This is a genomic window from Mycolicibacterium helvum (assembly GCF_010731895.1).
In the GTDB taxonomy this organism is placed as follows: Bacteria; Actinomycetota; Actinomycetes; order Mycobacteriales; family Mycobacteriaceae; genus Mycobacterium; species Mycobacterium helvum.
The window spans coordinates 514,141-529,923 of the sequence record NZ_AP022596.1 but is presented as its reverse complement, the minus strand read 5'-3'; the positions used below and the strand labels follow the sequence as shown (position 1 = coordinate 529,923).

General features: G+C 66.4%; 16 protein-coding genes. All 16 read left to right on the top strand.

Going from position 1 to position 15,783, the window contains the following annotated elements; translation table 11 throughout:
• Nucleotides 1–18 precede the first annotated feature (18 nt).
• The 16 genes from G6N38_RS02390 (at nucleotide 19) to G6N38_RS02315 (ending at nucleotide 15,695) form a co-directional block, all read left to right on the top strand.
• On the top strand, nucleotides 19–1,185 hold the full coding sequence (locus G6N38_RS02390) for an amidohydrolase family protein (RefSeq protein ID WP_163746082.1): 1,167 nt from the start codon (nucleotides 19–21) through the stop codon (nucleotides 1,183–1,185).
• A 65-nt stretch (nucleotides 1,186–1,250) separates the two neighbouring features.
• On the top strand, nucleotides 1,251–2,420 hold the full coding sequence (locus G6N38_RS02385) for a M24 family metallopeptidase (RefSeq protein ID WP_163751750.1): 1,170 nt from the start codon (nucleotides 1,251–1,253) through the stop codon (nucleotides 2,418–2,420).
• A complete protein-coding gene (locus tag G6N38_RS02380; RefSeq protein ID WP_163746081.1) occupies nucleotides 2,410–3,555 on the top strand; it encodes a M24 family metallopeptidase in 1,146 nt (381 codons plus the stop codon). Before G6N38_RS02385 ends, G6N38_RS02380 begins: the two co-directional genes overlap by 11 nt.
• A complete protein-coding gene (locus G6N38_RS02375) occupies nucleotides 3,548–4,549 on the top strand; it encodes an enoyl-CoA hydratase/isomerase family protein (RefSeq protein ID WP_163746080.1) in 1,002 nt (333 codons plus the stop codon). The genes G6N38_RS02380 and G6N38_RS02375 overlap by 8 nt, the downstream gene beginning before the upstream one ends.
• 2 nt (nucleotides 4,550–4,551) lie before the next feature.
• Nucleotides 4,552–6,951: a CaiB/BaiF CoA transferase family protein gene (locus G6N38_RS02370; RefSeq protein WP_163746079.1), complete on the top strand. Its 2,400-nt coding sequence runs from the start codon at nucleotides 4,552–4,554 to the stop codon at nucleotides 6,949–6,951.
• Between the two features lie 45 nt (nucleotides 6,952–6,996).
• Nucleotides 6,997–8,187, top strand: coding sequence for an amidohydrolase family protein (locus G6N38_RS02365; RefSeq protein ID WP_163746078.1), 1,191 nt, complete (start codon nucleotides 6,997–6,999; stop codon nucleotides 8,185–8,187).
• A 32-nt stretch (nucleotides 8,188–8,219) separates the two neighbouring features.
• Nucleotides 8,220–9,641, top strand: a complete 1,422-nt coding sequence (locus G6N38_RS02360) for a FadD3 family acyl-CoA ligase (RefSeq protein WP_246228135.1) — start codon at nucleotides 8,220–8,222, stop codon at nucleotides 9,639–9,641.
• 252 nt (nucleotides 9,642–9,893) lie between these two features.
• A complete protein-coding gene (locus G6N38_RS02355; RefSeq protein ID WP_163746076.1) occupies nucleotides 9,894–10,601 on the top strand; it encodes an Rv1363c family protein in 708 nt (235 codons plus the stop codon).
• Nucleotides 10,598–11,317: an Rv1363c family protein gene (locus G6N38_RS02350; protein ID WP_163746075.1), complete on the top strand. Its 720-nt coding sequence runs from the start codon at nucleotides 10,598–10,600 to the stop codon at nucleotides 11,315–11,317. The genes G6N38_RS02355 and G6N38_RS02350 overlap by 4 nt, the downstream gene beginning before the upstream one ends.
• Nucleotides 11,318–11,344: 27 nt before the next feature.
• On the top strand, nucleotides 11,345–12,841 hold the full coding sequence (locus G6N38_RS02345) for a class I adenylate-forming enzyme family protein (protein WP_163746074.1): 1,497 nt from the start codon (nucleotides 11,345–11,347) through the stop codon (nucleotides 12,839–12,841).
• Nucleotides 12,842–12,857: 16 nt separating this feature from the next.
• Nucleotides 12,858–13,160 (top strand): hypothetical protein, encoded by a 303-nt coding sequence (locus tag G6N38_RS02340; RefSeq protein ID WP_163746073.1) that lies wholly within the window; start codon nucleotides 12,858–12,860, stop codon nucleotides 13,158–13,160.
• 56 nt (nucleotides 13,161–13,216) lie between these two features.
• A complete protein-coding gene (locus G6N38_RS02335) occupies nucleotides 13,217–13,810 on the top strand; it encodes a fatty-acid--CoA ligase (RefSeq protein ID WP_163751749.1) in 594 nt (197 codons plus the stop codon).
• 10 nt (nucleotides 13,811–13,820) lie between these two features.
• The gene (locus G6N38_RS02330; RefSeq protein ID WP_163746072.1) at nucleotides 13,821–14,003 is read left to right on the top strand and encodes a (2Fe-2S)-binding protein; all 183 of its coding nucleotides are present in this window, start codon (nucleotides 13,821–13,823) and stop codon (nucleotides 14,001–14,003) included.
• A 24-nt stretch (nucleotides 14,004–14,027) separates the two neighbouring features.
• Complete coding sequence (locus G6N38_RS02325; protein WP_163746071.1) at nucleotides 14,028–14,276, top strand: hypothetical protein; 249 nt, start codon at nucleotides 14,028–14,030, stop codon at nucleotides 14,274–14,276.
• Entirely contained in the window at nucleotides 14,273–15,010 is a 738-nt protein-coding gene (locus G6N38_RS02320; protein ID WP_163746070.1) for an SDR family NAD(P)-dependent oxidoreductase, read from the top strand. Before G6N38_RS02325 ends, G6N38_RS02320 begins: the two co-directional genes overlap by 4 nt.
• Before the next feature lie 76 nt (nucleotides 15,011–15,086).
• The gene (locus tag G6N38_RS02315) at nucleotides 15,087–15,695 is read left to right on the top strand and encodes a hypothetical protein (RefSeq protein ID WP_163746069.1); all 609 of its coding nucleotides are present in this window, start codon (nucleotides 15,087–15,089) and stop codon (nucleotides 15,693–15,695) included.
• The last annotated feature ends 88 nt before the right edge of the window (nucleotides 15,696–15,783 follow it).

The window sequence follows — 15,783 nt, the reverse complement described above, 5'->3', positions numbered from 1 at the left end:
TCGAATGGAGTGTCAACGATGTCTACATTGACTGCCACGCTCTACCCACCGGAAGGTTTCGGTGCGCCCAAGAACCGCCAGGGTCACGCCACGGGCGACTTCGGGTTGCCGGTCGGCACTGAGGTTTTCTCGGCCGACAACCACATCTCGGTGGCCCAGGACATCTTCTACGAGAAGTTCCCCGAGGACCTCAAGGGCCAGGCGCCACGCATCTGGTACGAGGACGGTGCCTACATGGTCGGCATGAAGGGCAAGTCCTGGACGGGCGGTGACTTCGGTCGGGTCCTGATGCAGTACGACGATCTGGCCGGGGCGTCGACCAACGACATGCCGGCGCGGGTCCGCGAGTTAGCCGAGGACGGTATCGACAAGGAGCTGGCATTCCCCAACGCCGTGCTCGCACTGTTCCATTACCCGGATAAGTCATTACGGGAGCGGGTGTTCCGCATCTACAACGAAGTGATGGCCGATCTGCAGGAACAGTCCGACGGTCACTTCTACGGTGTCGGGCTGATCAACTGGTGGGATCCCAAGGGGACCCGTCAGAATCTCGAAGAGCTGAAAGCCCTTGGGCTCAAGACCTTCCTGCTGCCGCTCAACCCGGGCAAGGACGAGAACGGCAACATCTACGACTACGGCGCCGCATCGATGGATGCGGTGTGGGACGAGATCGAAGACTCGGGCGTTCCCGTCACCCACCATATCGGTGAGACCCCGCCGAAGACGCCGTGCGAGAACAACAGCGTCGTCGTCGGGATGATGGTCAATGTCGACTCGTTCCGCGAACAGTTCGCCAAGTATGTCTTCTCTGGAATCCTTGACCGGCACCCGAAACTGCGTGTCGGCTGGTTTGAGGGTGGAATCGCATGGGTACCAACGGCATTACAGGACGCCCAGCACCTGTTGGCATCTTACCGGCACATGTTCAACCACGAACTGGTCCAGGATCCGCGCTACTACTGGGACAACCACATGTGCGCATCGTTCATGGTGGACCCGCTGGGCCTGGAGCTCATCGACAAGATCGGCGTGGACAACGTGATGTGGTCGTCTGACTACCCGCACAACGAGTCAACCTTCGGCTACTCAGAGAAGTCACTGGCCACCGTCGTCGAAGCAGTCGGCCCGGAGAATGCGGCGAAGATTTGCAGCTCCAACATCAAGAACTTCCTGGGTATCCAGTGACCACGTCGCTGACCCGGCCCTTGCGGACCCTCGCTGATATCCCGGACCAACCCGACCGGTCCCGGATGCGCGCCGAAACCGGTGTGCGCCTGCGGACGGCTATGACCGAACGTGGCGTCGATGCGCTGATTCTGTTGGGCAACAACGCCGTCACTTATGCGACCGGTACCAGCTGGCCCCTCGGCGACGCCGGGCTCTCGCACGTCGAACGCCCGGTCGCGCTGGTCCTTGCCAACGATCCGTCGCCGCACCTGTTCCTGCCGTTCCGGGAAGGCGCCGCAGAAGAAACCGACCTGCCGGCCGATCACCTACACGGGCCGGTGTACGTCGAGTTCGACGAGGGCGTTGAGCATTTCGCTTCAACGCTGGGTGAGCTCATCCCGCGTGGCAGCACGATCGCCGTCGACGAGCTCACCGGTGCAATGCGCCGCGCGCAGAGCCGGCTGTTCGGAGACAGCACACCCGGTGACGCCGCTGTGGTCGTTGGCGCGGCCAAGACGGTCAAGACCGCCGACGAGATCGCCTGCATCCACAAGGCGGTCCGCATCACCGACACCGCGATGGTCGACGTGCAGCGGGCGCTGGCACCGGGTATCCGCCAGATCGACCTGTCGGCCGAGTTCATGCGGCGAGCCTTCGAACTGGGTGCGGTGGCGAGCATGCTCGAACCCATCTGGCAGGTCATGCCTAACACCAAGGCTGACGGAGTGTGGACCACCCACGGCGATCTGGCGCTGCCGCTGCTGTCCACCGAGCGTGAATTGCGTTCCGGCGATGTGCTGTGGACCGACGTGTCGATCACCTACGGCGGGTACTGTTCGGACTTCGGACGCACCTGGACGGTCGGTACCGATCCGGATCCCAGTCAGCAAGCCAACTTCCGTCGCTGGCGCGACATCATGGCCGCCGTGCAGGAGGTCACCCGCGCCGGGGCCACCGCGGCGGACCTGGCCCGCGCCGCGATAGCGGCCAACGACGGCAAGAAGCCGTGGCTGCCGCACTTCTACCTTGGTCACGGCATCGGCGTCAACGCCGCCGAGATGCCGATGATCGGAACTGATCTCGGCGACGAGTTCGACGAGAACTACGTGCTGCAGGCCGGCATGGTGCTTGTCCTGGAACCCGTGATCTGGGAGGACGGCACCGGCGGTTACCGCAGCGAGGAGATCGTGGTCATCACCGAGGAAGGCTGGATCAAATTGACCGACTACCCGTACTCGCCCTATGGCGACTGAGGTACTGGGCGACGACCGCGCTCTCCGCACCGGGCGGCGGGAGCGCGCGCTGGCCCAGATGGACGCCCACGACCTGGACATCCTGGTTCTCGGCCGGCAATCCAATATCCGCTATGTCAGTGGCGCCCAACAGCTCTGGGTTGCCGGAACCAGGCCGTTTGCGCCGTCGTGCGTGCTGCTGCGCAACGGCGCGGTGCACCTGCTGAGCACCTGGGATGAGGGCGTCCCCGAGGATATCCCGCACGAGAACCTCTACGGCATCGCGTGGAACCCGGTGAACACCATCGAGAACCTCAAGAAGATCCCCGGTGCGGCCACCGCAAAACGGGTCGGCTCCGACGCCCTGTCGCCGGGCTTCGCCCAGCTGCTGCCGATGGCATTCCCCAATGCTGAACTGGTCGACGGCGAAGCCGCGATGGGGGCGGCTCGCCGGATCAAGACACCCGAGGAGATCGAGGCGCTGCGGGAGTCGGTCCGGGTCGCCGAGGTCGGCCTGGCCGCGGCAACGGCGAAGCTACAGTCCGGTGCGTCGCTACTGGACCTGACGGCGGTTCTGCTGGAGGCGATGTCGGCAGGTGGGGTCAGCACACCGGCCCACCAGGACGCCGTGTGGGTGACCGCCAAGGATCACCCGTGGCGGCGCGTCCGCGGCGACGAGCGAGTCCACGACGGCGATCTTGTCGCCTTCGCCTCCGCGGTACTGGATCGGGGCTACATCGGCGAGGTTGGTCGCACGCTGCCCGTTGGCGCTGTCGGGGCAGGCCCGCCCGCCCTGTACGAACGTTCCGATCGGCTGCATGCCGCGTTGATCGCCGCCTGCCGCCCCGGCCTGGCCAACGCGGGCCTGCTGGCGGCGTATGAGGATGCCGGCGAACCCCTTCCGGTCGTTCCTGTCGCGCACGGTCTCGGTGTCGGATTCGACTCGCCGGTAGTGTCACCGCAACTGGCGGCCACCGCGGCCAGCGAGAAGCTGGAACCGGGCATGGTGCTGGCCGTGACCGGGTACGTCTTCGAATCCGGTGTCGGGGCAGTGTTCCGGCGCGACTCCGTGCTCATTACCGCCGACGGTTGCGAGGTTCTGACGTCTAGTCCGGCGTGGAGCGCCGTGGCGAGCGTCGGCCCAGCCAATGGCTAAGGCGCAGCGCCCGTCGGCCGAGGAGATCATCCGCTACGAGAAGAACCCGAAGACCAAGATCGCCACTATCACCTTCAACCGGCCGGAGTATCTCAACGCACCGACTATCGCAGCGCGCCTGCGGTATTCGGATCTGCTGTATCAGGCCGGCGTGGACGACCAGGTGAAGGTTCTGGTGATTCGCGGCGCCGGTGAGGACCTCGGCAGCGGTGCCGACCTCCCCGAATTCATGGAAGTGCAGAACGACGAGGACCAGGAGCGTCGGCTCTCGGAGTTCCGGATCCCGCCCGGCGAGGTGAAGTATCCGCCCAAGGGGACATATCGGCGCGGCGCCACCGTCGGCGCCTGGTACGCCAGCCCGCAGTCGGGCATCCGCACCCTGCAGGACTTCAAGAAGATCTCGATCCTCGAAGTCAAGGGGTACTGCTACGGCTGGCACTTCTACCAGGCGGCCGACGCCGATCTGGTGATCTCCTCCGACGACGCACTGTTCGGCCATCCGTCGTTCCGCTATTACGGCTGGGGTCCGCGGATGTGGTGGTGGACCCAGATGATGGGCATCCGCAAGTTCCAGGAGATGGTCTACACCGGGCGGCCGTTCACCGCCGACGAGATGTACGAGTGCAACTTCCTCAACAGCGTGGTGGCGCGCGACGAGCTCGAAGACGAGGTCGACCGCTATGCGCTGGCCTGCGCGCGAAACCGCCCCACTGACACGGTCTTTCAGCAGAAGATGTTCTTCGAGGTCTTCAAGCAGTTCCAGGGCGAGTACCTGGGCAGCCTGCTCGGCAGCACCTTCGAGTCGTTGGGTGGCGCCGCCGCCCACGACGAGGACGATTTCGACATGCATGAGGCCCTCGACGACGGACTCTCGGGTGCGGTCAAGGACAACGATAGGAAGTTTCCGCCGGAGTGGCGGTTGTCGAAGTCTGCTCGCAAGAAAGCCAAGGACACCGCAGCCAAGACCAAGACCAACACCAAGAAGAAGAAATAGCCATGGCCGACTCACCACTGACAGGTTTCGTCGTGGCCGACTTGTCGACGGGGATCCCGGGCGGTTACTGCACCAAGTTGCTGTCTGACGGCGGCGCCGAGGTGATCAAAGTCGAAGCTCCCGAGGGGGATCCGCTGCGCCGGTGGTCGGCCTCGGGCGCGCCGATCGGCCCGGGGGAGGACGGCGCGCTGTTCAGTTACCTGGCCGGCGGTAAGCGTAGCGTGGTGGCCGATCCGGGCTTAGCCGACGATGTGGCGTTGGTGAACGAGCTGCTGGCCTGCGCCGATGCCGTGGTGTGGTCGCCTGGCTCACTGGTGGCAGACAATCCGACGCTGGCACCGGCCGCGGTGCACGCCGCGCACCCGCACTTGATCGTGGCCGCGATCACCCCGTTCGGCCTGCAAGGACCCTGGAGTGGGCGGCCCGCAACGGAATTCACTCTGCAGGCGTGGTCGGGTGGGATCGTCGGGCTGGGGCGCGGCGCACCGGACCGCGCTCCGGTGTACGTCGGCGGACAGGTCGGCGATTACCTGTCGGGCTCCTATGCGAGCGCGGCGATTCTGGCTTCGCGTATCCGAGTGCTCGGCGGTGGTGGCGGCGAGCTCATCGACTTGTCGATGCTGGAAAGCCACGTCATGGGTCTGACCTATTACCCGGTGACCTATTTCGAGATGCTGGGCCGGCCGTGGCGCGACACCCGCAAGCTGACGGTTCCTGGCATCGCCCGGGTCAAGGACGGGCTGGTTGACGTGGGCTGTGGCACCGCTCAGCAGTGGTTCGACCTGTGCGCCATGACCGGGCACGAGGACTGGATCGACGAAAGCGCACCGCTGACGATCACCGAGCAGGCCAGCGAGAAAGCCGGGGATCTGTACGCCTGGATGGCCGAGCGCACCGGTGACGAGGTCCGCGACCTCGCGACGGCGTTCCGCATCCCCAACGCGCCGGTGGCAAGTCCCGATACCGTCGAGTCGCTGGAACACTTCGCGGCCCGTGGGTCGTTCGTCCGCCATCCGGCTGGGTTCCGGCAGCCGGCCCATCCCTACCGGATCGCCGGCGTCGCGTTGCGCCCGCCGTCGCCGGCACCGCGGCTTGGTGAACACACCGACCGGTACCGAAACGCGCCGCGCAATCCACGTCACGCCGGGACCGCCGCGGATCGGCTGCCGCTGAGCGGAATTCGGGTCGTCGACCTCACCACGTTCTGGGCGGGTCCGTCGTGCACTCATCTGATGGCGCTGCTGGGAGCCGACGTCATCCACGTCGAGTCGGCCCGCCGACCGGACGGCACCCGGATGATCGCCGGCGTGCCGGTGACCGAGGACCAGTGGTGGGAGAAGCAGCCGATCTTCGCGGCGCTGAACACCTCGAAGAAGGACATCACGCTCGACCTGGGCACCGAACGTGGCCGCGAACTCCTTCACCGGTTGATCGCCACCGCCGATGTGGTCGCCGAGAACTACACCCCGCGGGTGCTCGACCACCTCGGCCTGGATTACGCGGCCGTACAAACGATCCGGCCTGACGTCGTGATGGTCCGCATGCCGGGCTTCGGGCTCGACGGTCCGTGGCGGGACAACCCGGCCTTCGCGTACGTCATCGAGGCGGCCGCCGGGATCAGCTGGCTCACCGGCTACCCGGACCGCAATCCCTACGAGCCGTATTCCCTTGGTGATCCGAACGCCGGACTGCACGCGCTCAACGCGGTGCTGCTGGCACTCGAGCACCGGCGTCGCACGGGCGAGGGCGTGCTCGTCGAGGCGGCAATGGTGGACGCTGCGCTCAACATCGCGGCCGAGCAGATCGTCGAGTTCAGTGCGTACGGAGCGGTGTTGGAGCGGGCAGGCAACCGGGGGCCGACCGCGTCGCCGCAAAATCTCTACCGCGCAGGAGAGATCGACGAGTTCGGTCGCGACGACTCCTGGGTCGCGATCGCGGTGGCCACCGACGGGCAATGGCAGTCCCTGCGCGCGGCACTGGGTGATCCTGACTGGGCGGCCGATCCCGAGCTGGCGACCGTGAGTGGCCGGCGGGCCGGCGAGGACGTCATCGATGAGCACCTGGGTGCTTGGTGCCGGCAACGCAGCCGTGACGAGATCGTCGCGACCCTGTGGCCGGCCGGCGTTCCGGTGGCCAAGGTGATGCAACCCCACCGGCAGCCTGAGCTCGAGCAGCTCACCGCGCGCGGATTTTTCGAGGTGCTGGACCATCCCGTCAACGCGCCGGCCCGGTTCGCCACAATGCCCTTCCAGCTGTCCCGCGGGCCGCGCCCCGTGCACGCCTGGCCGGCGCCGCTGCTGGGCCAGCACAACCACGAGCTTCTGGCCGAACTCGGCCTGTCGGTCGACGACATCGCGGCGCTGGAAACCGAGGGGGTCATCGGCGCTGGGTATTGTGGTTAGTCCATAATGAGAATATCGTTCTCACGACTCAATCAGGAGGAATCAATGGGGCAATTGTCGGAGCGGGTTGACGTCCCGTTTCCCATCTTTGACGCGGACAACCACCTCTACGAGCCGCCCGAGGCGATGACCAAGTTCCTGCCCAAGGAGTACAAGGACTATGTCCAGTACGTGCAGGTGAACGGGCGCACCAAGATTGCGTTGCGCGGTCAGATCAGCAATTACATCCCCAACCCGACCTTCGAGGTCGTCGCCCGCCCTGGCGCCTGGGAGGAGTACTTCAAGTACGGCAACCCGGACGGCAAGACCAAGCGTGAACTGTTCGGTGAGCCGATGCGCGCGATCCCGGCGTTCTTCGAGCCCGGCCCCCGCCTCGAGGTGATGAACGAGCTGGGTTTGGACCGCACGCTGATGTTCCCGACGCTGGCCAGCCTGCTCGAGGAGCGGCTGTCGGACGACCCCGTTGCGATCCACGTCCTCGTCCACTCACTCAACCAGTGGCTCGATGAGGTCTGGGGCTTCAACTACCAGAACCGCATCTTCACCACCCCGGTGATCACCCTCCCCATCGTCGAGAAGGCGATCGAGGAGCTGGAGTGGGTGGTCAAGCGCGGCGCTCGTTGCATCCTGGTCCGGCCCGCGCCGGTGCCCGGCTTCCGTGGCCCGCGCTCGTTCGCACTGCCCGAGTTCGACCCGTTCTGGGAGCGGGTCGTCGAGTACGACCTGCTGGTCGGCATGCACTCCAGCGACAGTGGCTACTCCCGGTACACCTCCGAGTGGGACGGTGCCAGCGCCGAGATGCTGCCGTTCCAGACCAACGCGATGGGCATCCTCAACGAGTGGCGGCCGATCCAGGACTCGGTGGGGTCGTGGGTGATTCACGGTGCGCTGTACCGCCATCCGAAGCTGAAGGTCGCGATCGTCGAGGCCGGGTCGAAGTGGATGACCCCGCTGCTGGACGGCCTGGCCGAGGTGTTCCGCAAGGCCCCCGAAGCTTTCCCGAGCGATCCGGTCGAGATGGTCAAGAGCCGGATCCACGTCAGCCCGTTCTTCGAGGACGGCATCGACGACCTGGTCAACCTCGTCGGGGTGGACCAGGTGCTGTACGGCTCCGATTGGCCGCACCCGGAGGGGTTGGCGGAGCCGACCTTCTACATCAAGGCCCTCGAGCATCTCTCCAGTGATGATCAGGCAAAGATCATGGGCGGCAACCTGTCTCGCCTCGTCACGGTGTGACGCCAGCAAGTAATTGGGAGACCATCCCCGAGATGGTCCTGAGCGCGGCGGACCGGTTCGGCGACTCTGAAGCAGTCGTCGACGGTCCGCTGCGTCTCACGTTCAGCGAGGTCGCTGACCGGGTGCGCTGCGCGGCAGGCGCATTCGCGGAGCGTGGCGTCGACAAAGGTGACCGGGTTGCGATCTGGGCACCCAACTCCGCGCACTGGATGATCGCGGCGTTCGGCGCGCTCACTGCCGGCGGCGTCGTGGTCCCGGTCAGCACGCGCTACAAGCAGACCGAGGCCGCCGATATCATCACGCGCAGCGGTGCCAAGGCGGTGCTGATCGAGAAGGGTTTCCTGGGGCAGGATTTCGTTGCTCCGCCCAGTGTGCCCGCCATCGATCTGAAGTCCGGGTTCCTGGAGGCGGCCCGACCGTTCGAGCGAGCGGTGAGCGGAACCGATATCGCCGACATCATCTACACCTCCGGCACCACCGGTCGGCCCAAGGGCGTGATGATGAACCATCTGCAGAACCTGCGGATGTATGCCGAGTGGTGCGACCTGGCGGACCTGCGCCGCGGTGACCGCTACCTGATCGTGAACCCGTTCTTCCACACCTTCGGCTATAAGGCCGGCTGTCTCGCGTCGTTCATGCGCGGCGCGACGATGCTGCCGGTACCGGTGTTCGACGTCGAGCGCGTCGTCGACCTGATCGCCGCCGAGCGGATCACCATGCTGCCGGGCCCGCCGACGCTGTATCACTCGCTGCTGGCGGTGCCGGACAAGAGCAAGCTGGCAACGCTGCGCGCCGGAGTGACCGGTGCCGCCGACATCCCGGTCGAACTTGTCCGGCGGGTGCACGAAGAGCTGCCGTTCCAAACGCTGGCCACCGGCTACGGCCTGACCGAGGCGGGCACGGCGACGCTGTCGCGGCCGGGGGATTCGTTCGAAGATGTCGCCACTACGGCCGGTCTGCCGTGCGATGGGGTCGAGGTGCGCATCGCCGATGACGCCGAAGTACTGGTGCGTGGTTACAGCGTGATGCAGGGCTATTTCGACGATCCGGTCGGTACCGCCGAAGCGATCGACGCAGACGGCTGGCTGCACACCGGTGACCTGGGCAGCTTCACCGAGTCCGGACGGCTGAGGATCGTCGGACGGAAGAAGGACATGTTCATCGTCGGCGGCTTCAATGCCTACCCCGCCGAGATCGAAGGCTTCCTGATGGAGCATCCCGCCGTTGCGCAGGCGGCGGTCATCGGCGTGCCCGACGAACGGCTCGGTCAGGTGGGTAAGGCATTCGTGGTGCTCAAGAGGCCCGAGACCGGCGAGGCCGATGTCTCGGCGGAGGAGCTGATCAGCTGGGCTAAGGACCGGATGGCCGGATTCAAGGTGCCCCGGCTCGTGGTGTTCGTCGACGCGCTGCCGCTCAATGCGACGGGCAAGGTCATGAAAGATCAGCTGCGGTGAATAGACGGAAATATCATTTCCGCACTATAAGAGCGGAATTCAGGAGGGGTTAGCGCCGGTGTGGCCGAGTCGCTTATCGCTTGGTGATAATCTCATTCTCACTCGATTTTGCGCCGCGGCCGTGCATGTGACGGACGACTCAGCCCCCGCCCGTACGCTGGCGGGATGTTTGGACCAGAGAGGAGTTCGACATGCGACGTCTAGACGTTGTCACGCGCCGTGTGCCGAACGCGAACGACATGTGTGAGTGCAATGGCGGCTGACCTTAACGAGGAAGCCGTCTCGGAGGTGCTGGCCGAGCTCGCCGAGGCCGAGGCTGCCCAGGCCGAAGCTGAAGCCGAAGCTGCCCGGGCCAAGGCCACCGCGGCACGGCTACGTGGTCCGGTTCCGGCAGACGAAGCCGAGGATGTCGAGCTCACCGATGACGGGGACCTCGCCGATGACGTCGAGGTTGCCCCCCGTGGGTGGTGGTCGAGGATAGGTTGGGTGGCGGTCACGGTGGCGGTCGTCGCGGTTGTGGCCATCGGCTCTCTGGTGGTGACGGGCATGATGATCGTCGCGCACCAGAAGGTCGCGGCGCAACGGGCGCACCAGGACCGGCTCATCGCCGCCGCGCGTGCCGGGGTGACGGCGCTGTTGTCGATCGACTACAACCGTGCCAAGGACGACGTCCAGCGCGTGATCGACCTGTCGACGGGCACCTTTAAGAATGATTTCTCCAGGGGTGCCGACGATTTCGTGCAGACCGCCCAGCAGTCCAAGGCGGTGACCGTCGGGACGATCAAGTCGGCCGCGCTGGAGAAGGATGGCGGCGACACCGGGGTGGTGTTGTTGGCGGCGTCCTCGACAGTGACCAATGCTAATGGGGCACATCAGGATCCGCGCGCCTGGCGGATGAGCGTCACAGTGGCGCGCGACGGGGACAAATACAAGATGTCGAATGTGGAGTTCGTGCCATGAGCAGTGAAAACAAGGACGCCGACGCAACCGAGGTCGAGATCACCGAGAGTGGCGCGACGGAAATCGGCGCCACCGAAGCCGACAAGGTCAACCTCGAAAAGGCGGCCGACGGCGACGAGGTCGTCGACGGCGACGAGTCCGACGCCGCGGTCGAGATACCGGGCGAAGCGTTCCAGGAGCGGCGCAGTGTCGGGCGTTTGGTCGCGGCAGTGGTGCTCGCGGTGCTGCTGGTGGGATCGGCCGTTGGCACCGCCTCCGTCTACTGGTGGATCTACCGTCCGGATCAAAAGGCCTTCGGCCTCAACCTCTTTACCACCGACTCTGTCGACAGCCAGATCCAGGAACGGCAGAGGCAGGTCACTGGCGCGGCGCGCGACGGCACGGTAGCGCTGTTGTCCTACGCGCCGGACACCCTCGACAAGGACCTGGCCAACGCCAAGTCTCATCTCACCGGTGAATTCCTCAAGTACTACAGCCAATTCACCGACCAGATCGTGGCTCCGGCGGCCCGGCAGAAGGGCGTCAAAACCGAGGCGACCGTCGCACGCGCGGCGGTCTCGGAATTGCATGCCGACAGTGCGGTGGTGCTGGTATTCGTCAACCAGGTGACGACGAGCAAGGACCGGCCCGACCCGGCACTGGCGACCAGCAGCGTGGTGGTGAAGCTGACCAACGCCGACGGTCGTTGGCTGATCTCGGAATTCAACCCGGTCTAGGCGCGGGGCGGCAGGAGAGGTCGATCGATGAGCGTGGCACTGTTGTTGGAGATGGCGGCCTCCGACTCCGAGCGGGTCGGGGTGGTCACCGATGACCAGCGGCTGACAGTGGGCGAGCTCAACGCCTTGGCCGATGGCGGGGCAGGGGTCATTGCCGCCTGCGGTGCCGGCAGTGTGGTGTATGTGGGCCTCGGCGGTGCCATGCTGCCGCTGCTGATCTTCGCCTCCGCTCGGGCCGCTCGGGCCTTCACACCGCTGAATTACCGGCTTTCCGGCGAGGCACTGGCCGAACTGATCGAGCGGCTGCCTGACCCGCTCATCGTCTTCGATTCCGAATATGCCGACGTGGTAGCGGGTTTGGGTACGGCACGCCTGGAATCTCAGGCGTTCCTGGCCGCCGCCGCGGCCGCCGAACCGGCTGCCGAGTTCCCCGACCCCGACGACGTGGCGGTGGTGTTGTTCACCTCGGGCACCACATCTCGGCCCAAAGCCGTTGAGCTGACCCACAATAACCTCACCAGCTATGTGACCGGCACCGTGGAGTTCGCCTCTGCTGAGCCGGGAGACGCGGCGCTGATCTGTGTGCCCCCCTACCACATCGCCGGTGTCGGTGCTGCGCTGTCGAATCTGTACGCCGGCCGGAAAATGGTGTACCTGCGCAAGTTCGATCCGCAGGCGTGGATCCGGCTTGCCTCCGCGGAGGCGGTTACCAGCGCGACCGTGGTGCCGACCATGCTCGATCGCATCATCACCGAGCTGGAGACCAATCCGATCTCGCTACCCGCGCTGCGTACCCTGGCCTACGGCGGGTCCAAAGTCGCGCTGCCCCTGGTACGTAAGGCGCTCGGACTGCTGCCCGAGGTGGGCTTCGTCAACGCCTATGGCCTGACCGAAACCAGTTCCACCATCGCGGTTCTCACCCCGGACGACCACCGGGAGGCGCACCAGGCCGCCGACGAGGCCGCCCGCAGACGGCTCGGCTCGGTCGGACAGCCGGTGCCGGGCATCGAGGTCCAGATCCGCGCCGACGACGGCACGGTCCTGGGGCCCGAGGAGATCGGTGAGCTGTTCGTCCGCGGTGATCAGGTGTCCGGCCGCTACGCCGAGATCGGCTCGGTGCTCGACGCCGAAGGCTGGTTCCCGACCAAGGACGTCGCCTACCTGGATGCCGACGGATACCTGTTCATCGGCGGACGTTCCGACGACACGATCATCCGCGGTGGCGAGAACATCGCCCCGGCCGAGGTCGAGGACGTGCTTGTCGAACACCCGCACGTGCGCGACGTCGCCGTCGTCGGTGTCGAGGACGACGAGTGGGGCCAGATCATGGTCGCCGTCGTCGTGCCCGTCGCACACATCACCCCGGACCCGGAGGACCTGCGCGCGCACGTGCGCACCCAGCTGCGCGGATCGCGCACGCCCGACCGAGTCGTGTTCCGCCACGAACTGCCCACCACGCCGACCGGCAAGGTGCTGCGCCGCCAACTGGCTGACGAGCTCAAGTCGCCGACGCCCATCCAGTGATCCCAGGAGGACAACCATGATCAAGACCGGCACCCGCCTGCAGAGTCAGGTCTGTGACACCCAGGTGATCGTCGTGCGCTCGTCGGACAGCCTCGACGACCTGCGCGCCGGTGGTGTTGCGATGATCCCGCTGGACGCCGAGAAAACCGAAGGGGCCCAACTGGATCCCGGCTTCGCCGACGGCACCGCGATGGGCAAGCGCTACGTCGATGCCAGCGGCGCCGAACTGCTGGTCACCAAGGCCGGGGCGGGCAGCCTGAGCGTGGGCACCACCTTGTTGGAGCAGAAGACCGCCAAACCACTGCCGGCCAGCGACTAGACGGCGTCGGCGTGGACGGCACGGCCCAGCGCCAGACCCATACGCTCGTCCTTGCCATGGATTACCGGGTTCCCGATCCAGGGCGGGTGTGGCCGGTGCTGCAGCGCAGCAGGCCTGCGCTCGTCGACCTCGGCGCCCACTACGTCCTCGTCTACGCCTCCACCCGGGACCCGGGCCGCGTCATGGTGACCATCTCGCTGCGCAGCAAAGAGCCCATCCTCGAGGTGCTGCGCTCGCGGGCGTTCCTCGACTGGTTCGACGCCGTCGGGCTCGATGACATCCCCGCCATTTTCGCTGGGGAGACGGTGGACAAGATGACGCTGGTCGAGCCACCCGAGGGAACGCCGCCGGGGGTGATCGTCGGGGCGATCGCCGCGATCGAGGATGTGCCGGCCTTGATCGAAGGCGTCCACCACGGCCTGCCCCGATTCGCCGCGGCGGGGGTTCGGGCGGTCCGGATCTTCCGGGCGTTCGACGATGAACATGAGCTGATGATTCTGCAGGAACTCGACGACGAGGCCGACGCCATCGCCTGGGTGGACCACCCCGATGTGGCGGCGGAATGGATGGGCCGCACCGGAATCGGCGCGTACCCACCGGTATTCGTCGGCCGGCTGCGGCACATCATGCGCATGGACGAGACCGACTGAGAATCCCGGGATGTTCGTCTGTCTGTGCAACGGTGTGACGAGCCAGGTGGTGGCCGAGGCCGTCGAGGCCGGAGCGACCACCACCAAGCAGGTCGCCAGTGCCTGCGGCGCCGGGGCAGAATGCGGCCGCTGCCGGCGCACGGTGCGGGCCATCATCGAGGCGACCGGGGTAGCAGAGTCCCAGCGTCCCTAGGGTTTCCCGCCCGAGGGGCGAGCAATGCACATCCAGCGCATCAGCGCCGAGGCCGGGCTCGATGACAGCGTCATCGGGGGTCCGTTCTGCGGCCCGCTGCTGCTGCCCGGCGCGACTGAGACAAACGCGTGCGGTGGCTACTGCCACCACGTTATGGTCCGCACCGAACCCGGATGGCGCAGCAAGCAGCTGCGCAAAGTGAACCTCTGGTTCGGCAAACCGCCGAGTGTGCAGCGGCGGGCGGAGTTGCAAGAGAAGGCGGAGCAGGCATGAGCGGTGTCATCGTCACCGGAGCGGCATCGGGAATCGGCCGGGCGTCCGCCGAAGCGCTGATCGCCGACGGGCGCCGCGTCGCGCTCTGGGACATCGCGCCGGCGGTCGCCGAGGTGGCCGAAGGTCTCGGCATGCCGCACGCGGTGATCGACGTGTGCGACGGCGTCGCGCTGAGTGCGGCCGTCGACGCGGCCGCCACGGCGCTGGACGGAATCGACGGACTGGTGCACGCGGCCGGTCGGGTCATTCCGGAGCCAGTGGGGGCCTACACCGCGGAGTCCTGGGATGCCGTCCTCGACGTCAACCTCAAGGCCCAGGCGATCCTGGTGCAGCTGATCCTGCCGCACCTGCAAGAGGCCGCGCGGGCCGGTGCCGGGCCTGCCATCGTCGGGATCTCCAGCATCGAGGGATTGACCGCCAATCCGTTCATCCCGGCCTACTGCGCCTCCAAGGCGGGCCTGCTGGGTCTGACCCGCTCGATGGCGGCGCAACTGGGTCCCGACGGTATCCGGGTCAACGCGGTGTGCCCCGGGTTCATCCGTACCCCGATGCTGCAGATCGCGTTGGACATCGACGAGGTGCGCCAAGGTTTCGAAGCCGCCGCGCCGATGGGCCGGTTGGGCGATCCCGAAGAGGTCGCCGCGGCGGTCGCGTTCCTGATGTCACCGAAGGCGTCGTTCGTCACCGGATCCCATCTGGTCGTCGACGGGGGAGTGACCAGCAGGCACCCGTGAGCGCCGGGTCGATGGTCCCTTTCCTGCGGGACGTCGGCCCCTACCTCGCCACGCCGGACTCGGCCAGTATCGAGCCATGACGACCGGCGCCGAAGGCATGGTCATCGATTCGGCCATGCCGTCGTACGACGTGGCCATCGCAGAACACATCCTGGTTCGCACAGATCTCGCGACCACCTATCGTGCCGCCCGCGGACTCGATTTACTGACAGTGCACACCCCGTTGCTCGACGCGGCGATGTGGGTGCGACTGTTGCCATCGCGGCTGACCGGCCGGCCGGTGCCGACCTTGCCGAGACTGGTTGTCGGTGAGGGCGTCGGAATGCCGGGGTGGCTGGTACTGGGCGAACGTGACGGCGCCGAGATCGCTTTCGGTGCCGTAGGCCGATTCTGGCAGCCGGTCATCGAGTGGCGCAGCGTCGACGCCGCCGAATTCCGTGGCTTTGCCGAGCCGGGCTGGGGCAAGATCGCCGCCAACTTCTCGGCTTTGCCCTACGGGGTGGACGCGACCCTCCTGAGCTACGAATGCCGCACCGCGACAACCGATCCCCGGTCTCGTCAACGCTTCGCGCGGTACTGGTGGCTGATCCGGCCGTTCGTGGCCCACATCCTGCGTGCCACGCTGCGCCAGATCAAGGCGGACGCGGAGGCGGACTCGGGCTGGCGCGGGGGCAGAAGCGGGTGACACCGCCGGGGTGGGCCACCTCGCGGTCCGGCTGCACAAGTCCCCGGAGCAAGGGACTTACGTCTCTGTCAGATCGTGGGGGTGCGGG

Coding starts and splice junctions, on each gene's coding strand:
- G6N38_RS02390 (WP_163746082.1), top strand. CDS start 19: ATGTCTACATTGACTGCCACGCTCTACCCACCGGAAGGTTTCGGTGCG.
- G6N38_RS02385 (WP_163751750.1), top strand. CDS start 1,251: ATGCGCGCCGAAACCGGTGTGCGCCTGCGGACGGCTATGACCGAACGT.
- G6N38_RS02380 (WP_163746081.1), top strand. CDS start 2,410: ATGGCGACTGAGGTACTGGGCGACGACCGCGCTCTCCGCACCGGGCGG.
- G6N38_RS02375 (WP_163746080.1), top strand. CDS start 3,548: ATGGCTAAGGCGCAGCGCCCGTCGGCCGAGGAGATCATCCGCTACGAG.
- G6N38_RS02370 (WP_163746079.1), top strand. CDS start 4,552: ATGGCCGACTCACCACTGACAGGTTTCGTCGTGGCCGACTTGTCGACG.
- G6N38_RS02365 (WP_163746078.1), top strand. CDS start 6,997: ATGGGGCAATTGTCGGAGCGGGTTGACGTCCCGTTTCCCATCTTTGAC.
- G6N38_RS02360 (WP_246228135.1), top strand. CDS start 8,220: ATGGTCCTGAGCGCGGCGGACCGGTTCGGCGACTCTGAAGCAGTCGTC.
- G6N38_RS02355 (WP_163746076.1), top strand. CDS start 9,894: ATGGCGGCTGACCTTAACGAGGAAGCCGTCTCGGAGGTGCTGGCCGAG.
- G6N38_RS02350 (WP_163746075.1), top strand. CDS start 10,598: ATGAGCAGTGAAAACAAGGACGCCGACGCAACCGAGGTCGAGATCACC.
- G6N38_RS02345 (WP_163746074.1), top strand. CDS start 11,345: ATGAGCGTGGCACTGTTGTTGGAGATGGCGGCCTCCGACTCCGAGCGG.
- G6N38_RS02340 (WP_163746073.1), top strand. CDS start 12,858: ATGATCAAGACCGGCACCCGCCTGCAGAGTCAGGTCTGTGACACCCAG.
- G6N38_RS02335 (WP_163751749.1), top strand. CDS start 13,217: ATGGATTACCGGGTTCCCGATCCAGGGCGGGTGTGGCCGGTGCTGCAG.
- G6N38_RS02330 (WP_163746072.1), top strand. CDS start 13,821: ATGTTCGTCTGTCTGTGCAACGGTGTGACGAGCCAGGTGGTGGCCGAG.
- G6N38_RS02325 (WP_163746071.1), top strand. CDS start 14,028: ATGCACATCCAGCGCATCAGCGCCGAGGCCGGGCTCGATGACAGCGTC.
- G6N38_RS02320 (WP_163746070.1), top strand. CDS start 14,273: ATGAGCGGTGTCATCGTCACCGGAGCGGCATCGGGAATCGGCCGGGCG.
- G6N38_RS02315 (WP_163746069.1), top strand. CDS start 15,087: ATGACGACCGGCGCCGAAGGCATGGTCATCGATTCGGCCATGCCGTCG.